This is a genomic window from Allobosea sp. 05T439 (genome assembly GCF_056396005.1).
The window spans coordinates 361,235-383,368 of the sequence record NZ_JBFTKP010000001.1; the positions used below are offsets into that span (position 1 = coordinate 361,235).

General features: G+C 64.9%; 21 protein-coding genes. 9 read left to right on the forward strand and 12 right to left on the reverse strand.

Going from position 1 to position 22,134, the window contains the following annotated elements:
• Position 1 precedes the first annotated feature (1 nt).
• A complete protein-coding gene (locus tag AC1DIO_RS01605; RefSeq protein WP_476832221.1) occupies positions 2–541 on the reverse strand; it encodes a phosphatase domain-containing protein in 540 nt (179 codons plus the stop codon).
• Between the two features lie 186 nt (positions 542–727).
• Between AC1DIO_RS01605 and AC1DIO_RS01610 the strand changes: the two genes are divergently transcribed.
• From AC1DIO_RS01610 to AC1DIO_RS01620, 3 genes are read left to right on the forward strand one after another with little or no spacing between them, the layout of a single operon-like run.
• Positions 728–1,822, forward strand: coding sequence for an amino acid ABC transporter permease (locus AC1DIO_RS01610; RefSeq protein ID WP_441504255.1), 1,095 nt, complete (start codon positions 728–730; stop codon positions 1,820–1,822).
• Positions 1,823–1,824: 2 nt separating this feature from the next.
• Positions 1,825–2,922: an amino acid ABC transporter permease gene (locus AC1DIO_RS01615; RefSeq protein ID WP_441487797.1), complete on the forward strand. Its 1,098-nt coding sequence runs from the start codon at positions 1,825–1,827 to the stop codon at positions 2,920–2,922.
• A gap of 25 nt (positions 2,923–2,947) precedes the next feature.
• Positions 2,948–3,634: a GntR family transcriptional regulator gene (locus AC1DIO_RS01620; RefSeq protein WP_441487796.1), complete on the forward strand. Its 687-nt coding sequence runs from the start codon at positions 2,948–2,950 to the stop codon at positions 3,632–3,634.
• On the opposite strand, the gene AC1DIO_RS01625 is transcribed toward AC1DIO_RS01620, so the two are convergent.
• Both AC1DIO_RS01625 and AC1DIO_RS01630 read right to left on the reverse strand, forming a co-directional pair.
• A complete protein-coding gene (locus AC1DIO_RS01625; protein ID WP_441504254.1) occupies positions 3,610–4,074 on the reverse strand; it encodes a protein-tyrosine phosphatase family protein in 465 nt (154 codons plus the stop codon). The genes AC1DIO_RS01620 and AC1DIO_RS01625 overlap by 25 nt on opposite strands.
• A 354-nt stretch (positions 4,075–4,428) precedes the next feature.
• Complete coding sequence (locus AC1DIO_RS01630) at positions 4,429–5,472, reverse strand: transporter substrate-binding domain-containing protein (protein WP_441504253.1); 1,044 nt, start codon at positions 5,470–5,472, stop codon at positions 4,429–4,431.
• Positions 5,473–5,985: 513 nt separating this feature from the next.
• On the opposite strand from AC1DIO_RS01630, the gene pepT reads away from it, so the two are divergent.
• The 6 genes from pepT to AC1DIO_RS01660 all read left to right on the forward strand — a co-directional run bounded on the left by pepT (position 5,986) and on the right by AC1DIO_RS01660 (position 13,966).
• Positions 5,986–7,242, forward strand: a complete 1,257-nt coding sequence (gene pepT / locus AC1DIO_RS01635) for a peptidase T (protein ID WP_476853059.1) — start codon at positions 5,986–5,988, stop codon at positions 7,240–7,242.
• Between the two features lie 282 nt (positions 7,243–7,524).
• Positions 7,525–8,391, forward strand: a complete 867-nt coding sequence (locus AC1DIO_RS01640; protein ID WP_441504251.1) for a helix-turn-helix transcriptional regulator — start codon at positions 7,525–7,527, stop codon at positions 8,389–8,391.
• Positions 8,392–8,705: 314 nt separating this feature from the next.
• The gene (locus AC1DIO_RS01645; protein ID WP_441504250.1) at positions 8,706–10,778 is read left to right on the forward strand and encodes a TonB-dependent siderophore receptor; all 2,073 of its coding nucleotides are present in this window, start codon (positions 8,706–8,708) and stop codon (positions 10,776–10,778) included.
• A gap of 11 nt (positions 10,779–10,789) precedes the next feature.
• On the forward strand, positions 10,790–11,647 hold the full coding sequence (locus AC1DIO_RS01650; RefSeq protein ID WP_441504249.1) for an alpha/beta hydrolase: 858 nt from the start codon (positions 10,790–10,792) through the stop codon (positions 11,645–11,647).
• Entirely contained in the window at positions 11,644–12,825 is a 1,182-nt protein-coding gene (locus tag AC1DIO_RS01655) for an ABC transporter substrate-binding protein (protein WP_476853060.1), read from the forward strand. The genes AC1DIO_RS01650 and AC1DIO_RS01655 overlap by 4 nt, the downstream gene beginning before the upstream one ends.
• 52 nt (positions 12,826–12,877) lie before the next feature.
• Positions 12,878–13,966 (forward strand): DUF2218 domain-containing protein, encoded by a 1,089-nt coding sequence (locus AC1DIO_RS01660; RefSeq protein WP_441504247.1) that lies wholly within the window; start codon positions 12,878–12,880, stop codon positions 13,964–13,966.
• Positions 13,967–14,066: 100 nt separating this feature from the next.
• Here AC1DIO_RS01660 and AC1DIO_RS01665 read toward each other — a convergent pair whose 3' ends face one another.
• Genes AC1DIO_RS01665 through AC1DIO_RS01705 form a run of 9 tightly spaced genes read right to left on the reverse strand, consistent with a single transcriptional unit; the run spans position 14,067 to position 22,115 of the window.
• Complete coding sequence (locus AC1DIO_RS01665) at positions 14,067–15,023, reverse strand: VOC family protein (RefSeq protein WP_441504246.1); 957 nt, start codon at positions 15,021–15,023, stop codon at positions 14,067–14,069.
• On the reverse strand, positions 15,020–16,126 hold the full coding sequence (locus tag AC1DIO_RS01670; RefSeq protein ID WP_476853061.1) for a 5-methyltetrahydropteroyltriglutamate--homocysteine S-methyltransferase: 1,107 nt from the start codon (positions 16,124–16,126) through the stop codon (positions 15,020–15,022). The genes AC1DIO_RS01665 and AC1DIO_RS01670 overlap by 4 nt, the downstream gene beginning before the upstream one ends.
• A 27-nt stretch (positions 16,127–16,153) precedes the next feature.
• Entirely contained in the window at positions 16,154–16,864 is a 711-nt protein-coding gene (locus tag AC1DIO_RS01675) for an ABC transporter ATP-binding protein (RefSeq protein ID WP_476853062.1), read from the reverse strand.
• On the reverse strand, positions 16,857–17,609 hold the full coding sequence (locus AC1DIO_RS01680) for an ABC transporter ATP-binding protein (RefSeq protein WP_441504243.1): 753 nt from the start codon (positions 17,607–17,609) through the stop codon (positions 16,857–16,859). The genes AC1DIO_RS01675 and AC1DIO_RS01680 overlap by 8 nt, the downstream gene beginning before the upstream one ends.
• Positions 17,606–18,607, reverse strand: a complete 1,002-nt coding sequence (locus tag AC1DIO_RS01685) for a branched-chain amino acid ABC transporter permease (protein ID WP_441504242.1) — start codon at positions 18,605–18,607, stop codon at positions 17,606–17,608. The genes AC1DIO_RS01680 and AC1DIO_RS01685 overlap by 4 nt, the downstream gene beginning before the upstream one ends.
• Entirely contained in the window at positions 18,604–19,461 is an 858-nt protein-coding gene (locus AC1DIO_RS01690) for a branched-chain amino acid ABC transporter permease (protein ID WP_441504241.1), read from the reverse strand. Before AC1DIO_RS01690 ends, AC1DIO_RS01685 begins: the two co-directional genes overlap by 4 nt.
• Positions 19,462–19,488: 27 nt before the next feature.
• Positions 19,489–20,664 (reverse strand): ABC transporter substrate-binding protein, encoded by a 1,176-nt coding sequence (locus tag AC1DIO_RS01695; RefSeq protein WP_441504240.1) that lies wholly within the window; start codon positions 20,662–20,664, stop codon positions 19,489–19,491.
• Between the two features lie 45 nt (positions 20,665–20,709).
• Entirely contained in the window at positions 20,710–21,393 is a 684-nt protein-coding gene (locus AC1DIO_RS01700; RefSeq protein WP_476853063.1) for a 4-carboxy-4-hydroxy-2-oxoadipate aldolase/oxaloacetate decarboxylase, read from the reverse strand.
• Complete coding sequence (locus AC1DIO_RS01705) at positions 21,390–22,115, reverse strand: PIG-L deacetylase family protein (protein WP_441504238.1); 726 nt, start codon at positions 22,113–22,115, stop codon at positions 21,390–21,392. The genes AC1DIO_RS01700 and AC1DIO_RS01705 overlap by 4 nt, the downstream gene beginning before the upstream one ends.
• Positions 22,116–22,134: the final 19 nt, after the last annotated feature.

Sequence of the window (22,134 nt, forward strand, 5' to 3'; positions counted from 1 at the left end):
ATCACATGCGAGACCGCGCATGAGCGATCAGGTACTCGACCTGCGCGGGCGTCTCGATCGCGCCGGCTGCGTGTTCATGCCGGATTTTCGCGATCGCGGCCTCGGCTTCGAGGCCGCATTCGATGAGCAGCAGCGCTGCGACCGTCCCGGTGCGCCCAAGCCCCGCCTTGCAATGGATGGCCCAGTTCTCCCCCGCCGCGAGGCGACGCAACAGCGCAAGCTTCTGCCAGTCCTCGGCGAAGGCCGCAGTCGGCGCGCTGTAATCGGGAATGGCTGCATGGGCCCACTCCAGTCCGGTCTCCCGGACAGCCACGGAAAACAGCTTCTGCTCGCAAGGCAGCTCATGCGCCTCGACGAGACTGAGGAGCCCACCGGCTCCGAGCCTGGCGAGATGATCGAGATCCTGGGCGAGAGCCAGCACGGGATCGGCGCCTGGCAAGGGGCGCCCTCGCCACGATCCCGGACAAGGGGCCAGCACCAGCTTTCCGGCGATCCCGGGCAGCGCGATGATCGATGCTGGCTTCGAAGCTGACTTGTCCAAGCAGACCCCTCCGGGCCGCGCGCAAAGCGCGCAACGCCCATCAATTGACTCAGTGATATAGCTGTGTACAGCTATATCACTATGGAGTCCATGTCAGCCCCTCCGCCCAACACAGTGAGTTCCATGCCGCCTCCGCCACGGACGAGGCGTGAGCGGCTCGCGGCCGTGCTTTGGCCGGCGGCGACAATGCTCGGGATCGCCCTTCTCGGTCTCCTCGCGGCTCGCAACGTCTCTGCGAACCTTGCGGCTGCGGGAATGGAAATCGACTTCTCGTTCCTCTGGCAGGAAGCGGGTTTCGATGTCAGCGAAAGCCTGATCGGCTATTCGCCCCGCGACACCTACGCTCGTGTGCTGCTCGTCGGCATCTTGAATACCCTCGCCGCGGCGGCCCTCATCCTCGTCCTGGCAAGCGGCATCGGGCTGTTCGTCGGCATCGCCATGACCAGTTCCAACTGGCTCGTGCGCACGTTGGCGCGCACCTATGTCGAGTTGCTCCGCAATCTGCCGAAGCTCCTGATCGTGATCGCGCTCTATGTGGCGATGGTGCGCAACCTGCCCCATATCCGCTCGGCCTGGACCAGCCCCTTCGGCGCGATGCTGAGCAATCGCGGTCTCGTGCTGCCCTGGCCGATCATCGAGCAGGGCGGCCAAGCGCTTGCTATGGCAGCCTGCCTCTGGCTCGCAGGCGCGTTTCTGTGGCTCCGCGCCGCCCGGCTGCACCAGGACCGCACAGGCAAGCGCCGCCCGGTCTTCCTGCCTGTGCTCGCTGCCGCGGCGAGCCTCTACGCGGCGCTCGACCTGACAGGGACACTCCATGTCACCTGGTCTGTGCCGAAGCTGGCGGGCTTCAATGTCACCGGGGGCGTGAGCCTGTCCTTGCAGTTCACCGCGCTAGTGGTGGCCCTGTCGGTCTATCACGGCGGGCAGATCGGCGCGATCGTGCGCGGCGGCATCATCGCCACTTCGCACGGGCAGCGCGAGGCAGCACAGGCGCTCGGCCTCGACTGGTTGAAGACGATGCGGCTCATCGTGCTGCCCCAGGCACTGCGCGTGATCACGCCGCCGCTGGGTAATCAGTACTCCAACCTGCTGAAGAACACCTCGATCGCGCTGGCGATCGGATACTCCGATTTGCTCAGCGTCGTGAGCACATCGGTGAATCAGACATTCCGCCCGATCGAACTGATGGCGCTCGTGGCCGCCTTCTTCCTGATCGCGAACCTGCTGATCTCGGCCTTGGTGAACTGGTGCGACCATGCCTTCCGGCTGAAGGCGCGCTGAGAATGACGCTGACAGTCGAGACGATCGCCCGCGCGAATGCCCTTCCCCGGAAAGGGCTCGCGCCCATCCAGGGCTGGCTGCGCCAGAATCTGTTTTCGAGCTGGTGGAACACGGTGCTGACCGTCGTCACGCTCGCTCTTCTGGTCCTGTTCGCCTGGAGCGCGCTGACCTGGGTGGTGCTCGAGGCGGTCCCGTTTTCCGGCAACCGGGCCGAATGCCTGAATGCCTCGGGAGCCTGCTGGGCCTTTCTCAGCGAGAAGGCCAATCTCGTCCTGACCGGGACCTACCCGGCCGCCGAGCGCTGGCGCGCGCAACTCGCCAGCGGCCTGATCATCGTGACGATCCTCGTCTTTGCACTTGTTCCGATGAGGCTTGCGATCCGGGCAGCCATGGTCGTGGGCACTGCTGTGCTCTCCTACCTGCTTCTGCGCGGAGGTTTCGCTGGCCTGCCCTTCGTCGAATCCCACCGCTGGAACGGCCTCCCCCTCATCCTGTTCCTGTCTGCCTTCACGATGGCCGCAGCATTTCCGCTCGGCATCCTGCTGGCGCTGGCTCGCTGGTCGCAGCATCGCGCGCTGAACCTTGCCGCCGTCGCCTATATCGAGACGGTGCGCGCCATTCCGATGGTCGCGGTCTTGTTCGCCGGCATTTTCGTATTGCCGCTGCTGCTGACGCGCGGCGCGACCATAGAGCCCGTCGCCGCCATCCTGATCGTGCTGACCCTCTTCTATGCGGCCTATTTCGCCGAGGACATTCGCAGCGGGCTGCAGGCGCTGCCCAAGGGGCAGATCGAGGCGGGAGCCAGCCTCGGCCTCACCGCCGCGCAACGCATTCGCCTGATCGTGCTGCCCCAGGCCTTGCGGACGGCCATCCCCGGCATGACGAACACGATTATCGGCAGCTTCAAGGACACCTCGCTCGTCGCCATCGTCGGCATGCATGATTTGCTTTCGACAGCCCGCATGGCATATGCCGATCCTCTCTGGCAGGCCTATGCTTTGGAGGCGAACATTGCGATCGGGCTGTTCTATTTCCTCTGCTGCTGGATGATCTCCGAACGAGCTCGGCGGCTCGGGCACGGCGCCGGCAAGCTCGGCTGAGACCGGCCTTGCGACAGGGAGAGCTATGACGATCGAACTCACCAGCCCCGAGGCGCAGCAGCTTCGCCAGATGGTCCGCTCGCGCAACGACGTGATCTTCGAGATCGTGCGCGACCGCATCTGCCTGCGTGAATATGACGAAGGGCATGTCATCCACGAAGCAGCACTCGCCGCGGAGTTCCACGTCAGCCGCACGCCGATCCGGCAGGTCCTGCAGCGCCTTGTCTACGAACAGCTCGCGGAGACGCGAAACGGCGTCGGCACCATCGTTTCCTATGTCGATCATCACGCTGTCGACATGCTGCGTTTCCGCATCGGCCTGACGGGTCTGATCGCCGATCTCGTGCCGCTGCAGCTCCCGACTTCGCTCCGGTCCGACTATGCGCGGTTGCGCTCATTGGCCGAGGGGCTGCGTGACACCTCCCCCGTCAAGGATGTCTGGGGCGTCTGGCGCGCCCATCACGAGGCGCGCAACGCCTTGATCGGCGACGAGGCGCTGCGCCAGATGGACGACATGATTTTCTTCCGCATCGCGCGAAGCTGGGTCAGCTGGCTGAAATGCGATCCGGAGCTCGTGCGCGCCCTGCTCGTGCAGGAAATCGCGGCGACGGCCGAGAAGACCGAAAGCCTGCCGGCATCGGAGCTGTTTCGCCTGCATGCGGCGCATCTCGAATTGCTGCTCGCACGCTATGGCGAGGACGATAGCAAGTAGGAGACCTGGGCCTCGCTTTCGATTGCGCCCGGCCGAGCCGAGCGCACCGCGGCGATCGCGTCCTGCGGCGGCATTCCGGTCTCGATCAGCACGCGCGCGGCCATCATGCCGCTGCGGCCATATCCAGCGAGACAACAGAAGGCGGCACCCCGGCCGAGGCTTAGCTCGCCAAGGATCGCCTGGGCCAAACGCGGCCAGTCCAATGTCTCGTCCGGCGCGGAAAAATCCAGGATAGGCGCACAAACGAGGCGGATCCCGCGCAGCTCCGCAGCGCGTTGCAGATGTTCGCTGTCATCGGCATCGCATTCCGTCTGGTCCAGGAGGCTCACCAGGAGCGTCGTTCCCCTCGACTTCAGAACATCGAGAACCTGCTCCTGCTGATCCGCGTCGATGGTCCGTTCGCCCCGCCGGAGGATGACGAGCCCCGGCAGCGGCAACATGCCCACGGCTCCGGCATGCCCGCGGACCGTAACCCATACCGGCCCTTCCTCCATGCCCGCCCCCTGCAAACCTTGCCGGATCCAGTGTTCCGATCGGTGCCGACTAGAGGCAGATCAGGCGGAACTGTCCAGAACAATGGCATCGGCCGTCTCGGAAGAGCAGGCGACGGCGGTGCCGGAACGCATTCCGGCTCGCCGAGCGGTCGGCGAGCCGGAAGAAGGACACGCAGTCGCACTGCGGTTGAACGACGGCCTAGAGCATCGGCCCGAAAAGTGGATTGCGGTTTTCGGGAAAGCCGATGCAAAGACAAAGGGTTAGATCATCGGACTGGATACGATATCCGGTCCGATGATCTAGCGGACGGGGAACGCGAAGATCAGTCCGCCATCCCTGGCCAGGCGGTTCGGAGACGCTGAGCGGTCCATGGCGAGGGGCGAGCCCTTGCCGATATGCTTTTCGAAAACCTCGCCGTAATTGCCGACCTGCTTGATGATCTGCGCACTCCAGTCGGGACGCAGGCCAAGCTTCTTCGCCATGTCGGCAGTTGGCCCGGTCGGGGAGATCAACCGTTGCTCGTCGACTGGCAGATCCTTGAGCGAGGCGAGCTTGGCATCGATATTCTGCGAGGTGACACCGAATTCCTCGGCGGCGATCATGATCTGGACGCCCCAGAACAGCGTCTTCTCCAGCTCCGTATCCGGGCGCGACACAAGGGCGAGCGGCTCGGTGGCTGAACGTTGGGGAACGATCACGTAATCGTCCGGCTTCGGTGCCAGCAGACGATCGGCGGCCAGGGCCGATACCGAGCTCGCCACCGCATCGCATTTTCCGGAGAAGAATGCCTGCAGGCGTGCGGTCTTGTCGGCGATGTTCTCGACCTTGTAGGGCAGCTTCGCGGTGCCGAACCAGTCGGCGAGATAAAGCAGCGTCGTCGAGCCTTCTTCGGCACAGACGGTCGCGCCGGACAGGTCAGCGAGCTTCGTCATGCCGAGGCTTTTCGGCACCATGAAGCCCTGCCCGTCATAGAAGGTGGTCGTCACGAAGGACACGCCGGGATCGGCGTCGCGGGTGCCGGTCGCGGTGATGCCGCGCGAGGCAATATGTGCGCTGCCGCTGATGATCGCCTTCAGGCTGTCGGAGAACCCGATGCCGCGCAGCTCGGCCTTGGCCCCATCGCCGAAGATCGCAGCCGCCGCCATGCGGCAGAAATCGACATTGAAGCCGCGGAATGCGCCCTGGCTGTCGGGGACGGAGAAGCCGGGTGAATTCGGATTGACCAGGCAGACGAACTTTCCGTCCTGCTTGATCTTGTCGAGGACCGGGCCAGCCTGTGCGCCCGGCGCAGCGGCAAGCAGAACGGCCGCGGACAAGGCCATGCGGAGCACGTGAAACGCCATATCAATCCCCCTCTTCCCTCTGGAAGCTTATAGCTATCTACCTGTATACAGCAACGCAGCAAACCGTCAAACCCACGGCATCGCTCGCGGCGCTTTCCGTCGCGATGCCTCCCCATTCTGAAGACCCAGATCGAAGAGCCCCTCCCGGGGGTTCCGGTATGGCGCCTGAATCGAGGGCGGCCAGACCGGGCCATGGCAGACCAACGATGGCCTGTGCCTCCTGGTCGGGCCTTGAAGAGGGCGGCAGTTGCGAGGACCGTTGCTGGCGCGTCGGGGCCTGCTCGTCCCGGTTCGGTGCACAATCGCGACGCCCCGCCACACCACCCGGATTGCGGCACACGAAGGGGAGACCAGCCGGGCCGCCCCTGTCCGGCAGCCGCCATTGCGCTTGGTTCGTCGCAGCGGGAGCAGCCAATGGCCGGCCGCGATCGCGCCGGTTGCTTTCGGGGAACGGAAACGCCGACATACCGCCTGACACGGCATCAGAGCCTCGAAGAGTCCAATGGAGCAGGAATGAGCATTCGCGAGCAACTGGTCGAACGATTCTTCCGCTATCTGGCGGTTGAGAGTCAGAGCGACGCCACAGCGACGACGCTGCCGACCACTCCGGGCCAGCAGCGGCTCGCCGCATTGCTTGCAGAAGAGCTGCGCGCACTTGGACTTGAAAGGGTCGTGCTTGACGACCACGCCACCGTCACCGCCATGAAGCCGGGCACGAGGCCGGGCGCGCCGAGGATCGGCTTCATCGCGCATCTCGACACGATCGACACCGGCCTCTCGCCGACGATCCGCCCGCGCATCCTGCGCTTCGAGGGCGAGGATCTTTGCCTGAACCCGGAAAGGGACGTCTGGCTGCGCGTGGCGGAGCATCCCGAGATCCGCTCCTGGGTCGAGCAGGACATCATCGTCGGTGACGGAACGAGTGTGCTCGGAGCCGACAACAAGGCCGCGATTGCCGTAATCATGACGCTGCTCGAGCAGCTCGGCGCCGGGAGCCAGCATGGCGACATCCTGGTCGCCTTCGTTCCTGACGAGGAGATTGGCCTGCGCGGCGCGAAGGCACTCGACCTCGCCCGCTTCGACTGCGATTTCGCCTATACGATCGATTGCTGCGAACTTGGCGAGGTCGTGATCGAGAATTTCAACGCCGCTGCAGGCGAGATCGTCTTCACTGGCGTTACCGCCCACCCGATGTCGGCGAAGGACATCCTCGTGAACCCGCTGCTGATGGCGCTCGACTTCATCAGCCAGTTCGACCGCGCGGAAACGCCCGAGCACACCGAGGGCCGCGAAGGCTATTTCTGGTTCAACGACATCGTCGCCAATGCCAGCGAGGCGCGCCTGCGCGTCTTGATCCGCGACTTCGACAGGGAGCAGTTCGAGCGGCGCAAACGGCGCATCCGCAAGGTTGCCGACCTGATTGCCGCGCAATATCCCAAAGGCCGTGTCGACTGCCAGGTGACCGATACCTACAGCAACATCCATGACAGCCTGGGCGATGACCGCCGCTCGGTCGACCTGCTCTTTGCGGCGCTGAAGGCACTGCAGATCGAGCCGAAGCTGATCCCGATGCGCGGCGGAACAGACGGCGCAGCGCTCTCGGCCAAGGGATTGCCGACCCCCAACTTCTTCACGGGCGCGTACAACTTCCACTCGCGCTTCGAGTTCCTGCCTGTTCCCGCCTTCGAGAAATCATGGGAGGTCGCGCGCATGATCTGCACCTTGGCAGCGCAATCAAACGGCCCACTCGAGGTAACCCGCCCGGATTGAACGGGTCCGCGCTGAGCGTCGTCGGTAGCAAAAGGGTTCATGCTCCCGACGACACCAGCGGGCAGATCGGATCGGGCGCCCGGACGCGTCYTGGCAAGGGGACCTTCGCCGGACGTCAGCGGCGCGCCTCGTCGCGCTCGACATCTACGCTGCCACGGCCGCCCGAACGGCAGACCGCGTGTAAGTCCAGGATCATTAGAATTCTTACAAACTATTGATATTGAAGAGATTTACGTTTCTCGTCTATGACGGATCCCAGGGTACGGATGCCATGGGGCAGGAATGGACGATAGGCTCGATCAGGATCGGTCGTCGGCTTCGATGCAGTTGTTCTCGAAGCGGCTGAAGGTGTCCGCCGGAACGTTTCGGCACGGGCGGGGCGAACAGGTCGTCGGGCCGATGAAGCGGGGGCTCAAGGTCGTCGTCATGCTGCAGGGACATCAGTCCTATGAGCTCGACGACAGGCCGCCTCTGACCATCAACAGCCCGATGCTGCTGGTCGCCGCCAATGACGGCGATCATGTCCAGAAACGGACCTGCCTGTCGGGCGAGGGCGTGCGCTGCGCGATCGTGCAGCTCGATGCCGACTTCGCGCAGGACGAACTCGGCGCCAGCTTCTCAGGTCTGATGGGACAGATGCAGGGCAGCGGGATCGGCCCGGGACTATGGGCGCGCGCTGCCGGCGCCGATCTGCGCGGGATCGCGCTGCAGATGGCGGAGTGCCGGATCGAAGGCGCGATGCGCAATCTCTACATGGCCGGGAAGGCGCTCGAACTCGCGGCCACAGTTGTGGACCAGATCGTCAACGAGCGGCCGCAGCGAGCCGCGCGGCTGTCGCCGCGAACGATCGAGCAACTGCGTGCGGCGCACGCTCTGCTTCTTCAATCGGCCCGCAATCCCCCGACACTGGGGGAACTCGCCAGGAATACCGGCCTCAATGTCACCAAGCTGACGGCTGGATTTCGTCAGCTCTACGGAGCGAGCGTTTTCGACTATCTCCAGGCCCATCGCCTGCAACAGGCCTACGACCTGATCCGCAGCGGCGAGAAGAGCGTCGCCGAGGCGGCCTACCACGTCGGATACAACCCTGCGCATTTCTCGGGGATTTTCCGGAAGCGCTTCGGCATTCTGCCCAGCACCTTGCGTTGACGCCGCTCTGCTGAAGTTCTGGCAACCGATTGGAAGGCTTCGAAACTCATTCGAAAGAAATACTGCGGGCAGCCAAAGTCKATCCGATTGCCCCGATTGTTGTGCTGGTCGAGAAGAAACCCGCAATACGGCGGGGCATCTCGATCATGAACACATGCAACTCGAACAAGGATGGATCTTGGTCGATCCGAGCAGCAGGCGCTCCTGTATGCTTCTGGCGTCGTGCCAGGACCGTGGCGCTCGCCAGCGTCGCTCTCAGTGTTCTTCCGGTCGCGCTCGCTGGTCCAGCCCTCGCTCAAAGCGAATCTCCCACCGTGTCGCTCGACACGATCGAAGTTCAAGGCGCGACGGAGAAGGCGAATGGGCCGGTCGACGGCTATATCGCGCGGCGCAGCGCCAGCGGCACCAAGACCGACACTCCCCTGATCGAGACGCCGCAATCGATCACGGTCATCCCGCGCGCCCAGATCGACGATCAGGCCGCGCAGAGCGTCGGCCAGGCGCTTCGCTATTCCGCCGGCGTCCTGGCGGAGACGCGCCTGTCCTCGGGTCGCTACGACAGCACCTTCATCCGAGGCTTTGGCGGTAGCGGTTCGAATGCAGGCTTCGTCAATTTCCAGGACGGCCTGCGTGTCCAACGCGGCGTCAATTTCCTCGTCCCGGCCATGGAAACCTACGGGCTGGAGCGGATCGAGGTGCTGCGCGGTCCGGCTTCCGTGATCTTCGGGCAGGTCAAGCCGGGCGGCCTAGTGAATCTGGTCAGCAAGCGCCCGACGGATCAAGCCTTTGGCGAGATCCAGGCTCAGATCGGCTCGCATCAGCGCCGCCAGCTCGCCTTCGACATCGGCGGGCCGGTGAACCCGGACAAGACGGTCCTCTACCGGATCGTCGGGCTCGGMAGGGCCGCAGATACGCAGGTCGATTTCACCAAGGAGGAGCGGGTCTTTATCGCGCCATCGCTGACCTTCCAGCCAAGCGCTGCGACGAGCCTGACCATCCTCACCTCCTTCCAGCGCGACCCGGAAACCGGCTTCTACGGCTTCATCCCGGCAGTCGGCAGCGCATTGCCTAACCGCTACGGCCGGATCCCCAGCAAGTTCTTCCCCGGCGAGCCCGCCTATGAGGGCTATAGCCGAAACCAGATCGCAGCAGGTTACGCGCTCGAGCACCGCTTCAACGATGTCTTCAGCTTCCGCCAGAATCTGCGGTTCACCGACCTCGAGTCGCGCTTCAGGACTGTCGCCGTGGCAAGCCTGGCCGCCGACCAGCGCACGCTCATGCGCCGCGTGACGGCGTCGAACGAGAAGGCCCGGACCTTCGGCATCGACAACCAGCTCCAGGCCGATTTCCGCACCGGTCCGCTGACTCACAAGGTCCTGCTCGGCGTCGACGGCTATTGGATGGACGGCACCGCCTTCACCGGCGCGGGTGGCACCGTCCAGACCCTCGATTGGGTCAACCCGGTCTATGGCCGCACGCCCTTTGCAACACCGGCCCTGCCCGGCACCACGCAGGAAACGACGCAGTTCGGCGTCTATCTCCAGGACCAGATCAAGCTCGACCGGCTCTCGCTCCTCATCGGCGGGCGCTTCGACAACGCCAGAAGCCGCACGCGCGCCCTCACCAATGGCGCACTGACGAAGCAGGACGACGACGCCACGACAGGCCGCGCCGCATTGATGTACAATTTCGACAATGGCCTGGCGCCCTATGCGAGCTATTCGACCTCGTTCGAACCGGTTGCGGGCACGACCTTTGGCGGCTCGCCCTTCAAACCGACCGATGGCGAGCAGTATGAGGTCGGCCTGAAATACGCGCCGCCCGGCTACGACGCCTTCATCCAGGCAGCCGTGTATCAACTGACCCAGAGCAATGTGCCGACGGCCGACCCCGCCAATGCGGGCTTCCAGATCCAGACGGGCGAGGTACGGGCGCGTGGTTTCGAGGTCGAGGGTCGGGCGAAGCTGTTCGACAGTCTCGAGCTGATCGCGGCCTATGCCTATACCGACGCCGAGGTGACGAAGAGCACCGGCGTCGACCTCGGCAAGAGGCCGACGGTGGTCCCCCGCAACATGGCTTCACTCTGGGGCCACTATACCTTCAAGACGGGCCTGTTTGCGGGCTTCGCCCTGGGCGGCGGCGTGCGTTATGTCGGCGAGGGCGCAGGTGATCCCGGCAACACCTTCAAGACGCCGGACTACACCCTGCTCGATGCGGCCATCAGCTATGATTTCGGTGTCCGGGCCCAGGCGCTGAAGGGCTGGAAGGTTCAGGTCAATGCCCAGAACCTGCTCGACAAGGACTATGTCGCGGGTTGCTACGCGCTGACCCAGTGCTCGTTCGGCCTTCGCCGAACGGTGCTTGCGACCCTGTCCTACAAATGGTGAGCCGCGACGGCATGGACGCCACGAGATTTCGCAACACAGCCGGCCCCGAGCTCCCGTCAGCGGAGCCCGCGACTCTGGCGCAGGCGCGTCAGCTGGACATCGTGGCAGGCCATGGCGAGATCTATCGGCTGCTGATCGCGATCCCGCCGGGTCCGGCACCGGCGGCCGGGTTTCCGGTGATCTATCTGGTCGACGGCAATGCTCTCTTTGCCACGGCCGTCGAGACGGCACAGCTCCAGGGTCGGCGGCAGGATGTGACAGGGGTCGACCCGGCGATCATCGTGGGCATCGGTTACCCCATCGACGCTCCGTTCGATGGTGCGCGCCGACAAGGCGATCTCCTGCCGGACGAGGGAGGTGCGGACCGGTTCCTCGACTTCATCGAGGAGAGCGTAAAGCCGGCGGTCGCAGCGCTCGCCGCCATCGACCCCAGCCGCCAGGCTCTGGTGGGGCATTCCTTCGGTGGCTTGTTCGCACTGCATGCGCTGTTCACGCGGCCTGAGCAGTTCAGGTCCTATGTCGCCGGCAGCCCTTCGATATGGTGGAACGATCGCGCGATCGAGGTCAGCGAGGCCAGTTTTGTCGCGCGCCGCCGCGATGGGCCCCTGCCGCGGCTGCTGATCACAGCTGGAGGCAGCGAGCAGGCACGCGACGCGCGCACCTCTCCGGAACGCGCTCAACGCCTGCATATGGCGCGCATGCTTGACAATGCTGCCGAAATGGCGCTGCGCCTGGCCTCGTCGCACCGCGTCGCGGTGGAGCATGTGATCTTCGACGGCGAGAACCACATCTCGGTCATCCCCGCGATGCTGGCCAGGGCGGTTTCGTTCGCGATCGCCGGCACCGCCGGCCGGGAGACGACGGCATGAGCCAGGTACGGATCTCGTCGCGCGAGCTGCGGCCATTTGCGTGGGTTCTGGGCCTCGTGCTGACGCTGTTTGCGTTGACGGCGGCCGGCCCGGCCCCGGCCGCTCCCGTGACGGTGACGGATGTGCTCGGTCGCACGGTGACCTTGCCGGGCCCGGCCAAGCGCATCGTGCTGGGGCAGGGTCGCCAGCTCAATGCGCTGGGGCTCATTCATCCCGACCCGATCAGCCTGCTTGTCGGCTGGGGCAATGACTTCCAGCGCCAGATGGGCGAGGCCTATGCGCTGTACCGCGCGCKGTTCCCCGCGATCGAGACGCTGCCGACTGTCGGAGACGGCACCGCAGACGGGTTTTCCTTCGAGAAGGCGGTCGAACTTGCCCCGGACCTGGTCGTTCTGAGCCTGTCGATCGCCGGCACGCGCCGCGGCCCTGGCGATCTCGTCGCGAAATTCGAGGCGGCGGGCATCCCGGTGATCGTGGTGGATTTCTTCCTGCAGCCGTTCCGCGACACGATGCCCAGCCTGCGCATCCTCGGCAAGGCGATCGGCAGGGAGGCTGCGGCCGAAGAGTTCGTCACCTTCTACCAAGACCGGAGACAGCGCATCGCCCAGCGGCTTGGTCCGGTTGAGCGACCGTCCGTCTTCATGCATGCGCATGCCGGAAGCGCCGAATGCTGCTTCTCGCCGGGAAAGGGTACCTTCGACGACTACATCACGGCCGCGGGCGGAAGAAATATCGCGGCAGCGTTGCTGCCGGGAGCGACAGGCCAGATCAGCCTCGAGCAGGTTCTCGCTGTTGACCCGGCGATCTATATCGCGACAGGCGGCACCCATCTCGCAAAGAGCGGCGGGCTGGTGCTGGGTCTGGGCGTTCCCGCCGAGGTCGCGTCGCGCAGCCTTGCAGCCCAGCTCGCTCGTCCCGGCCTCAAGGCATTGACGGCGGTGAGGAACGGCCAGGCCTATGGTCTCTGGCATCTGTTCAACGACACCCCCACCCATATCGCGGCGATCGAGGCGATGGCGAAGTGGTTCCATCCGCAGCTGTTCGCCGATATCGACCCGCAGGCGACTCTGGACGAGATCTCCCGGCGCTTCTCGGCGATCCCGCTACAGGGAACGTTCTGGCTCGAGCCGCAAAGCGGAAAGCCGCAAGACTTGGCAAGCCCGCCGGCAAAGCCATGAATTTCGCTGCAAATCCCGCCTCCCCCGCCGCTGCCCGCGAGGTTGCCCTGCCATGACCGCTCTCGTTGCCCACGCGCGGATCGCTCTGGCCGATCCGGACGCCGTCATCGCTCCGCTCTGCGAACATCTCGTCGAGCATGGGGCTGAGATCACACAGGAGGAGGGCGCGACGATCATTGCGCTGGGCAGCTATCGCGGCCGGCTGCAGTCCAGCGACGGGCATCTCGTCGTGCGCGCCGAGGCCCCCGATTTGGCGAGCCTGCAGGGCGCCAAACAGGCGATCGCGAGCCATATCATCGAGTTTGCGCCGCGCGGCGAGGCCGTTCCCCTGATCGCCTGGACGGGAGCGGGCAGCGGCGTGGCGATCCCATCGAGTTTTCGCATCCTGACTGTGACTGGCGTTCGGGATATCTCGCCGCATATGCGCCGGATCAGCTTCCAGGGCGACGACCTTGCCAGGTTCGACAGCCTGGAGGCACTGCATGTCAGGTTGTTCCTGCCGCCGCCTGATCTGGCCGAGCCGGAATGGCCGACATTCGGAGAGGATGGGATCTTGCGTCTGCCGGAAGCAAACAAGGCGCCGGCGGTGCGCAAATACACGATCCGAGAGATCGATACGGTCGCGGGAACGGTCGCGCTCGATTTCGTGCTGCACGAGGATGCCGGTCCCGGCGCAGCCTTCGCGGCGCGGGCCCGGCCGGGCGATCGCATCGGCATGGCAGGCCCCGGCGGACGTGGCTTGCGCGAGGCCGACTGGTATCTGTTCATGGGCGACGAGACCGCGCTGCCTGCGATCGGTCGCATGCTCGCCCACCTGCCACTAACGGCACGGGGCCTCGCTTTCATCGAAGTCACCGATGCCGGTGAAGAGCAGGCCCTGGTCTGCCCCGCCGGTGTGGAGATTCGCTGGCTGCATCGCCAGGGCGCCGAGGCCGGCACCACGACACTGCTCCAGGACGTCTTTGACGCTGTCCTGTGGCCTTCGGACGAGGCGACCGTCTATCTCTGGGCCGCGCTCGAACATGCCGGCTTCAAGGCCCTTCGCATGGCCGCCCGCAAGCGTCTGCGGCCCGAGCGCGATCATCATCTGATCGTCAGCTATTGGCGTCGCGGCATCAGCGAAGACCGGCAAGCCGACTGAATTTGCGGCACTACGCCGGGCCTGACCGCCCTCCGTTTCGGGGCGCGACGGGGCTCGGGCCGCCAGCGGGTGATCGAACTCTCGCGGCCGCCTTCTCCACTCATCCGGCGGCCGGCGGGGTACCGTGCGTGTGGAAGCTCTCGATCGTCTTCAGCCCCCACGCCTGCCCCTTCTTCCGCTCGGTTTCGGTCCACGTCACCGTCTGCCAGTCCGGATCGAGAATGAGGCGTGCGCCGGCATTGGCGATCTCGATGCGATTGCCGGCGGGCTCGTAGACATAGAGAAAAAAGGTCTGCTGAACCGCGTGCTTATGGGGCCCGGTCTCGATGTGAATGCCGTTCTCGAGAAAGATGTCGGCGGCTTCGAGAATGTGTTCGCGCTGGTCGGCCGCATAGGTGAGGTGGTGGAAGCGCCCGAGAGCCGCGGTGTGGTCGCGCGTATAGGCGATGTCGTAGCTCTTGTTGTTGACGGTGAACCAGCAGCCGCCAACCTCGCCGGAATCGAGCACGATCTGTTCCGTGATGCGGCTGCCCAGGGCCTTCGGCATGAAATCGCGGATCACCGCGACGTCCTGCGCCAGCAGATTGAGATGGTCGAGACGGCGTACAGCACAGCCGCGACCGTGATTGCGTTGCGCCTGGTTCTTCAGCGCCGGCCGTTCGTGCGGCGGCGCCGCGTATTTTTGGGTGTCGAAATAGATCTCGAACACATGATTGTCGGGATCGCGGAACCGGTAGGCCTTGCCATGGCCGAGATCGCCGTCGTTCCAGCCGATGCCGGCCCCCATGGCCTCGATCGCGTTGACCCGGCGCATCAGGCCAGTCTCGCTTGTCGCCCGATAGCCGATATGGCCGACCCCCGTCGTGGTCGAGGCCGTGAGTTTCAGCGTGTGGAACTCATAGTCGTCCCAGGCGCGCAGATAGACGCTGTCGCCCTCCCGTCCGCTCTCGGTCAGCCCGAGGATATTGACGAAGAAGTCGAGGCTGGCCTCCGGCTTGTTCGTGAACAGCTCGACATGGGCGAGATGAGCGATATCGAAACAGGGTTCCTGGCTCATCCCCACACCTCCTGCGCCACCTCGACGATGCGCGCCAGCTTGGCCCATTGCTCGTCCTCCGCCAGCACATTGCCCTCTTCGGTGGAGGCGAAGCCGCATTGGGGCGAGAGGCAGAGCTGATCCAGGGGCGCGAAGGCCGAGGCCTGCTCGATCCGCCGCTTCAGGTTGTCCTTGCTCTCGACGCTGCCGAACTTCGAGGTGACGAGGCCCAGCACGACCTGCTTGCCCTTCGGCAGGAAGCGCAGCGGCTCGAAGCCGCCGGAGCGGTCATCGTCCCATTCCATGAAATAGCCGTCGACATTGATCTGGTTGAAGACCATGTCGGCGACGGGCTCATAGCCGCCGGAGGCGATGAAGGTCGATTTGAAGTTGCCGCGGCAGGTATGAGTGGTGATCGTCATGTCCGCCGGCTTGGCCGCCGTCGCCGTGTTGATGACGTCGCGATAGATATGGATCAGCTTGTCGGGGTCATCGCCACGATCGACCAGCATCTGGCGCTGCTCGGGATCGCAGAAATAGGAGAGGCTGGTATCGTCGAGCTGCAGGTAGCGGCAGCCGGCGTCGTAAAAGGCCTTCACCGCCTTGGCGTAGGCCTTGCCGAGATCGGTGTAGTAATCCTCCATCCTGAAATAGGCGGAGATATCGACGGCTTTCCGGCCGCCGCGATAGTGCAGCATGCTCGGGCTCGGGATCGTCATTTTCGGCACGCGATCGGTGACGGAGGCAAGAAACCTGAAATGGGCGAGATGCGGGTGGTMGTCGGGGAAATCGAGTTTGCCGGTCACGCGAAGGCCGCGGGCCTTGGTCGCGACGCCCTTGAACTGGATGCCTGAATCCGAGTCGTATCCCTGCACGCCGGAGAGATTCTCCAGGAAATCGAAATGCCAGAAGGCGCGGCGGAACTCGCCGTCCGTGACCGCCTGGAGCCCCACCTCCTCCTGCTTCTTCACCAGCGCCCTGATCTCGGCATCCTCGATCGCCGTCAGATCGGCGGCGGAGATTTCGCCGGTCACGAGCTTGGCGCGCGCGTCCTTGACGCGTGCGCTGCGCAACAGGCTTCCAACCATATCGGCTCGGAACGGCGGCTTGTGTCGGAGGGGCATGCGGTTTCCTTCCCTGATCATGGTCTTCTAGGCAGCGGCGCTGAGGCCGAGATGGCGCTCCAGCCGCGCCGGTTCGCGCAGCAGCGCGGCACTGTCGTCGGCGAGCACGACACGACCGCGCTCCAGCACGATCGCGGTGTCGGTCAGCTCCAGAATTGTCCTGGCATGCTGTTCGATGACGATGGCTGCCAGCCCTTCGTCCCGGAACAGCGTCTTCAACGCCGCGAGCAGTTCCTCGACGATGATCGGCGCCAGCCCCTCGGTCGGTTCGTCCAGAAGCAGCAGCCTGGGATTGAGCATCAGGGCGCGGCCAATGGCCAGCATCTGCTGTTCGCMGCCGGAGAGCTGGTTGCCAAGATTGCTCTTGCGTTCGGCGAGGCGCGGAAACATCCGGAAGACGCGTTCCGTCGTCCATGGGCCGGGGCGCGCAACCGCAGTCAGGTTCTCGACAACGGTCAGCGACTTGAAGATGTTGCGCTCCTGCGGCACCCAGCCGATGCCGGCATGGGCACGCTGCTCGGGCGTAGCCGTGGAGATGTCGACATCGGCAAGCGTGATCCGCCCGGCTCGCCGACGCGTCACGCCGATGATCGTGTTGACCAGCGTCGTCTTGCCGACGCCGTTGCGGCCCAGCAAGGCGAGCGAGCGCCCCTCGTCGAGCGAGAGCGCGACATCGAACAGGACGAGAGCGTCGCCGTAGCCGGCGTTCAGGCCTTCGATCCGCAGGAGCTCAGACATGGGCGGCCTCGCCGAGATAGGCCTGCTTGACGGCGGGGTCGCGCGCGACCACCGCAGGTTCGCCTTCCGTCAGCACGCGGCCATTGACGAGAACGGTGATCCGGGTCGCGAACCGGAAGATGATGTCCATGTCGTGTTCGATCAGCAGCACCGAGACATCGTCCGGCAATGCTGCGACCGTCTCCAGCAATTCGCGCCTCTCGGCTTCGGGAACGCCGGCGGCGGGCTCGTCGAGCAGGAGCACGCTCGGCCTGGCCGCAAAGGCCGCGGCGATCTCGATCTGGCGCTGCTTGCCATAGGGCAATGTCGCGATGCGCTGATCCATGATGTCCTCGAGCTTGAAGCGGGCGAGGATATCGGCCGTCTCGGCGATGGCCTCGTCATCGGCGTCGAGCCTTTGGAAAAGCCGCATGCCCCGGCCGAGCCGCTCTGCGGTGACGAGAGAGATCATCTCGAGCGGCGTCATTGTGCCGAAGAGCTGATTGATCTGGAAGGTTCGGGCGACACCGCGCTTGACCCGCGCCTCTCGCGACAGGCCGGTAATGTCCTGCCCCATCAGGCTCACACGCCCCGATGTCGGCCGCAGAACCCCTGTGAGCAGATTGACGAAGGTCGTCTTGCCCGCGCCGTTCGGGCCGATCAGCGCGTGGCGCGCGCCCTTTTCCAGCGAGAACGTCACGTCGTCGGTCGCAGTGATGCCGCCGAAGGTCTTGACGAGATCGAAGGTCTGCAGGACGGCGCTCACGACGAGGCCCCACGTTTCGGAAACCGCGCGACCAGCGCCTTGATCGCGCCATGGATCAGTTCACGACCACCAAGGACGAAGAGGACGAGGAAAAGCCCGATCCAGAACATCCAGTATTGCGGGGTGAAGGTCGCGATGGCGTCCTGCAGGAACTTGAACGCGATCGCACCGATCAGGCCGCCATAGAGATAGCCGGCCCCGCCGATGATCAGCACCAGCATCAGGTCGGCTGAACGGTGGAAGTCGAACACGTCCAGGGAGACGAATTGCGTGGTTTGGGCGAGCAATGCGCCCGCAGCCCCGGCATAGGCCGCCGACAAGGCATAGATGGCCGCAAGGCGCCAAGGGACAGGCACGCCGGATGCGGCGGCGCGCAGTTGATTGTCGCGGATGCCGCGAAGGGACAAGCCGAACGGCGAATTCACGATGCGCCGCGCGATCAGGAACAGGATGAACAGCACCGACAGCGAATAGAGGTAGGCCGTGCGGCCGAAGATATCGAAATCGAACGTCCCGAAGACCGGCGCCATCGTGATGCCCTGCAGGCCGTCGGCGCCACCGGTGAGCCATGCCAGCGAGTTTGCAACCTCGTAGAGGATCAATGCCACGCCGAGCGTGATCATGAGGCGGGTCAGATCCGTGCCGCGCAGGACGAGCGGACTGGTGAGCAGCCCGAGCAGCGCGGATGTCGCCATGCCGAATGCCAGGCCGGCCAGTGGATCGGCCGTGACATACTTGGCCAACAGCCCGGCCGAATAAGCCCCCATCCCCAGGAAGGCGGCGTGCCCCAGCGATACGATCCCGGCATAGCCGAGGATCAGATCGAGCGAGAGGGCGAACAGGGCAAGGATCGCGATCTCGTTGAGGATCAGAAAGCGCGTTGGAAACAGCACGAAGGACGCTGCGGCGAAGAGCCAGAATGCCAGTTCGCCTGGGTGCCAGCGCCGGGCGCGGTGCAGCGAGTGCCTGACGCGCTGTTCGAGAACCGTCCCGCTCATGTGCGAGCCCTCGCGAACAGGCCCTCGGGGCGAAGCAGCAGCAGGATGACCATCAGCGCGTAGATGATGAAGGCTCCGGCCTGCGGGACCAGATATTTGCCCATCACATCGGCAACGCCGAGCAGCATGGCCGCGAGGAAGGGGCCGGTGATCGTCGAGGTGCCGCCGACCGTGACGACGATCAGGAAGTAGATCATGAATTTCAGCGGGAAGGTCGGATCGAGCCCCATGAGCTCGATCCCGAGCGCGCCGCCGAGCCCCGCCAGTCCGGAACCGAGCGCAAAGGTCAGGGCGAACAACCGGTTCACAGGAATGCCCAGGCCACGCGCGACGCGGGCATCGTCCACGGCGGCCCGCAGCCGGCTGCCGAAACGTGTTTTTGCAAAGCCCCATTGCAGGGCGACCGCAAGCAGCCCGCAGATCCCGATCACGAACAGGCGGTAATAGCCGATGCCGATGCCGAGCACGTAGAAACGCCCCTGAAGCCAGGGCGGCAGCTGGATGATCTGCTGGCTCGAGCCGAGCAGCCAGTCGGTGCCCGCAACCGCCATGAAGACGAGACCGATCGAGAACATCACCTGATCGAGATGGCTCTTGGCATACATCGGTCGATAGACGAGCCGCTCGAGCACGATCCCCGCCAGCGCAGCGGCAAGGAAGGCGGCCGGAAGTGAAGCCAGGAACGGCAGGCCCAGCCGCTGCATCAGCAGCACGGTCACATAGCCGCCGAGCATGGCGAAGGCGCCATGGGCGAGATTGACGAAATTCATCAATCCCATCGTCACGGAAAGCCCGCAAGCGAGGACGAACAGCACCATCCCATAGGCGATGCCATCGAACAGGATGGTGAGCATGGCGTCGGTCCGGCCGCGTCAGACCGCCTATTTGCGCGCCTTCACGGGATCCTTGACCTGCGGGATCGTGGCAAACTCGACGTTGAACAGGTCGGAACCGACCTTCTCGGTGCGGCGGACATAGATGTTCTGGATGATGTCGCGCGTCGCCGGATCGATCGTGATCGGTCCGCGCGGGCTCTCCCAGGACGCGCCCTTCATCGCCGCGATGAGCTTTTCGCCGCCAGCGTCGCCATTTGTCGCCTTGAGCGCCTCGGCGATCAACCGCATGCCGTCATATCCGCCGACGGCCATGAAGTTCGGACGCACGCCTGGATTGGCGGCCTCGAACGCCTTCACGAAGGCCTGGTTGGCTGCGCTGTCGTGCTTGGCCGAATAATGATGCGTGGTGATGGCGCCGATCGCGACGTCCCCCATACCGTTGAGGATATCGTCATCGACCACGTCGCCTGGGCCGATCAGCTTGACGCCGGCCTTGTCGAGGCCGCGCTCGACGAACTGCTTCATGAACTGCGCGCCGATGCCCGACGGAACGAACACGAACAGGGCATCGGGCTTTGCCTCGGAGACGCGTTGCAGGAACGGCGCGAAATCCGGGTTGCGCAACGGCACGCGCACGCTTTCGACCGTGCCGCCGGCGGCCTTGAACTTGTTGGCGAAGGAGGTCTCGGCGTCGATCCCGGGGCCGTAATCGGTCACGACGGTGAAGACGCGCTTGATGCCGTTCGACCAGGCCCAGTCCGCCATCGGCTCGGACGCCTGCGGCAGGGTGAACGAGGTGCGCACGATGAAGGGCGAGGCCTCGGTGATCGACGCCGTCGCAGCCGCCATCACGATCTGCGGGATCTTGGCCTGGGTCGCGATCGGGGCCGTCGCCATGGCGAGCGGCGTCAGGCCGAAGCCAGCCAGAACCGCCACCTTGTCGTTGACCACGAGTTCCTGTGCGATCCGGCGCGTCGCATCGGCGTTGCCGGTATCGTCCTTGAGAATGACCTCCAGGCGCTTTCCGCCATGCATCGCGCCGTTCTGAGCCAGGAAGAGCTTCACGGCCGCTTCGATCTGGCGTCCCGTCGATGCGAAGGGGCCAGTCATCGGCAGGATCAGCCCGACCTTGACCACCTCCTGGGCCTGCGCCGTGGAGCCCAGTGTCGCCGCGAGCGCACCTGCCATGAAGGCCTTCAGAACCGTCCTGCGGAATGTCATCGTGATACCCCTCCCTGGGTCTGGCTCTTGTTTCCGAGCCGCCTTTTAGTTGTCGTCGCGATAGACGAGCCCGGCTTTCGCGAGCCCATCGCGCATTCCATACATGTCGAGCCCGAGCTCGCCGGCGGAGAGCCGGCGGCGCTTMTCATCTTCATTCGCTTCCCGCGCCCGCGCCGCGGCGGCAACCCTCTCCGCTTCGAGCCGTGCAACCACCACCACGCCATCATCGTCGGCGACGATCACGTCGCCAGGATTGATCATCGCACCGGCACAGACCACCGGCACGTTCACCGATCCGAGCGTCGCCTTGACGGTCCCCTTGGCCGAGATCGCGCGCGACCACACCGGGAACCCCATCTCCGTCAGGATGCGCACATCACGCACTCCGGCATCGATGACGAGGCCGATGCCGCCGCGCGCCCTGAGGGAGGTCGCGAGAAGGTCGCCGAACATGCCGTCAGTGTTATCTGCCGTGCAGGCGACCACAAGTACGTCGCCTGGCATGACCTGCTCGATCGCGACATGGATCATCCAGTTGTCGCCGGGCTGGGCGAGGACGGTGACGGCCCCACCGGCGATCGAGGCGCCGGCATAGATCGGGCGCATATAGGGCTTCATCAGGCCCGTCCGGCCCATGGCCTCATGGGTGGTCGAGACGCCAAGTTCCTGGAATGCCGCCATATCGGCGCTTGCAGCCCGTTTCTTCGTGCGGACGACGACGCCGGTCATGCCAGGGACTCCAGGGCTTCGGGGAACAGGCGCTGGTAGGCTTCACCGTAAGTCATCGCCTTGCCGGAGTTGCGCCCACCCTGCATGCCGCGGTTCAGCGCCACTCGGGTGTAATACTCCCAGAGATGCTTCTGCGCGGCCAGGATTTCGAATGCCTTGCGCTTCGTCTCCCAGACCTCGTCGATGTTGAGGATCAGGTTCGGCTTGAAGTTGCACTGCTCGGGCTGGTGCGGCTCGAACAGGAAGACCGGCGGCGCGGCATAGGGGCGTGCGGGGTCCGGCTTATGGCCGGCGGCCTGCGCGATGATCCGCGCTTCCTGCGCGAAGCGTGCTGCTTCGGGATGGTCGACATTGTAGGGGTCTTCAAGCGCATGGGTCAGCACGAAGCTGGGAGTGAGCTCATGGAAGAGGTCGATCGCCCGGTCGAGCATCGGCCCTGTCGTGCGCAGCGGATAGTCGCCGGCATCCATGAATTCGATCTCGGCCCCGAGGACCGCGGCGGCGCGCTCGGCTTCGTCGCGACGCTGCGCCTTGACGTCCTCCACCCGCACACCCGCCTGCTTCCAGGCGAACTGGCTTTCGCCGCGCTCGCCATAGGCCAGGCACAGGATCTTTACCCGCATGCCCTGCCTGGCGTGCAAGGCGATGGCACCGCCCGCACGCCAGACAAAATCGCCGGGGTGGGCGGTAATCACCAGACCCGTCTTCTGCAGGCTCGCCATTGAGCTGTAATCCTCTCTT

Bases quoted from the DNA above. Each gene is read 5' to 3' on its own strand.
- AC1DIO_RS01610 (WP_441504255.1), top strand. From the start codon at position 728: ATGCTCGGGATCGCCCTTCTCGGTCTCCTCGCGGCTCGCAACGTCTCT.
- AC1DIO_RS01615 (WP_441487797.1), top strand. From the start codon at position 1,825: ATGACGCTGACAGTCGAGACGATCGCCCGCGCGAATGCCCTTCCCCGG.
- AC1DIO_RS01620 (WP_441487796.1), top strand. From the start codon at position 2,948: ATGACGATCGAACTCACCAGCCCCGAGGCGCAGCAGCTTCGCCAGATG.
- AC1DIO_RS01625 (WP_441504254.1), bottom strand. From the start codon at position 4,074: ATGTTGCCGCTGCCGGGGCTCGTCATCCTCCGGCGGGGCGAACGGACC.
- AC1DIO_RS01630 (WP_441504253.1), bottom strand. From the start codon at position 5,472: ATGGCGTTTCACGTGCTCCGCATGGCCTTGTCCGCGGCCGTTCTGCTT.
- pepT (WP_476853059.1), top strand. From the start codon at position 5,986: ATGAGCATTCGCGAGCAACTGGTCGAACGATTCTTCCGCTATCTGGCG.
- AC1DIO_RS01640 (WP_441504251.1), top strand. From the start codon at position 7,525: ATGGACGATAGGCTCGATCAGGATCGGTCGTCGGCTTCGATGCAGTTG.
- AC1DIO_RS01650 (WP_441504249.1), top strand. From the start codon at position 10,790: ATGGACGCCACGAGATTTCGCAACACAGCCGGCCCCGAGCTCCCGTCA.
- AC1DIO_RS01660 (WP_441504247.1), top strand. From the start codon at position 12,878: ATGACCGCTCTCGTTGCCCACGCGCGGATCGCTCTGGCCGATCCGGAC.
- AC1DIO_RS01665 (WP_441504246.1), bottom strand. From the start codon at position 15,023: ATGAGCCAGGAACCCTGTTTCGATATCGCTCATCTCGCCCATGTCGAG.
- AC1DIO_RS01685 (WP_441504242.1), bottom strand. From the start codon at position 18,607: ATGAGCGGGACGGTTCTCGAACAGCGCGTCAGGCACTCGCTGCACCGC.
- AC1DIO_RS01690 (WP_441504241.1), bottom strand. From the start codon at position 19,461: ATGCTCACCATCCTGTTCGATGGCATCGCCTATGGGATGGTGCTGTTC.
- AC1DIO_RS01695 (WP_441504240.1), bottom strand. From the start codon at position 20,664: ATGACATTCCGCAGGACGGTTCTGAAGGCCTTCATGGCAGGTGCGCTC.
- AC1DIO_RS01705 (WP_441504238.1), bottom strand. From the start codon at position 22,115: ATGGCGAGCCTGCAGAAGACGGGTCTGGTGATTACCGCCCACCCCGGC.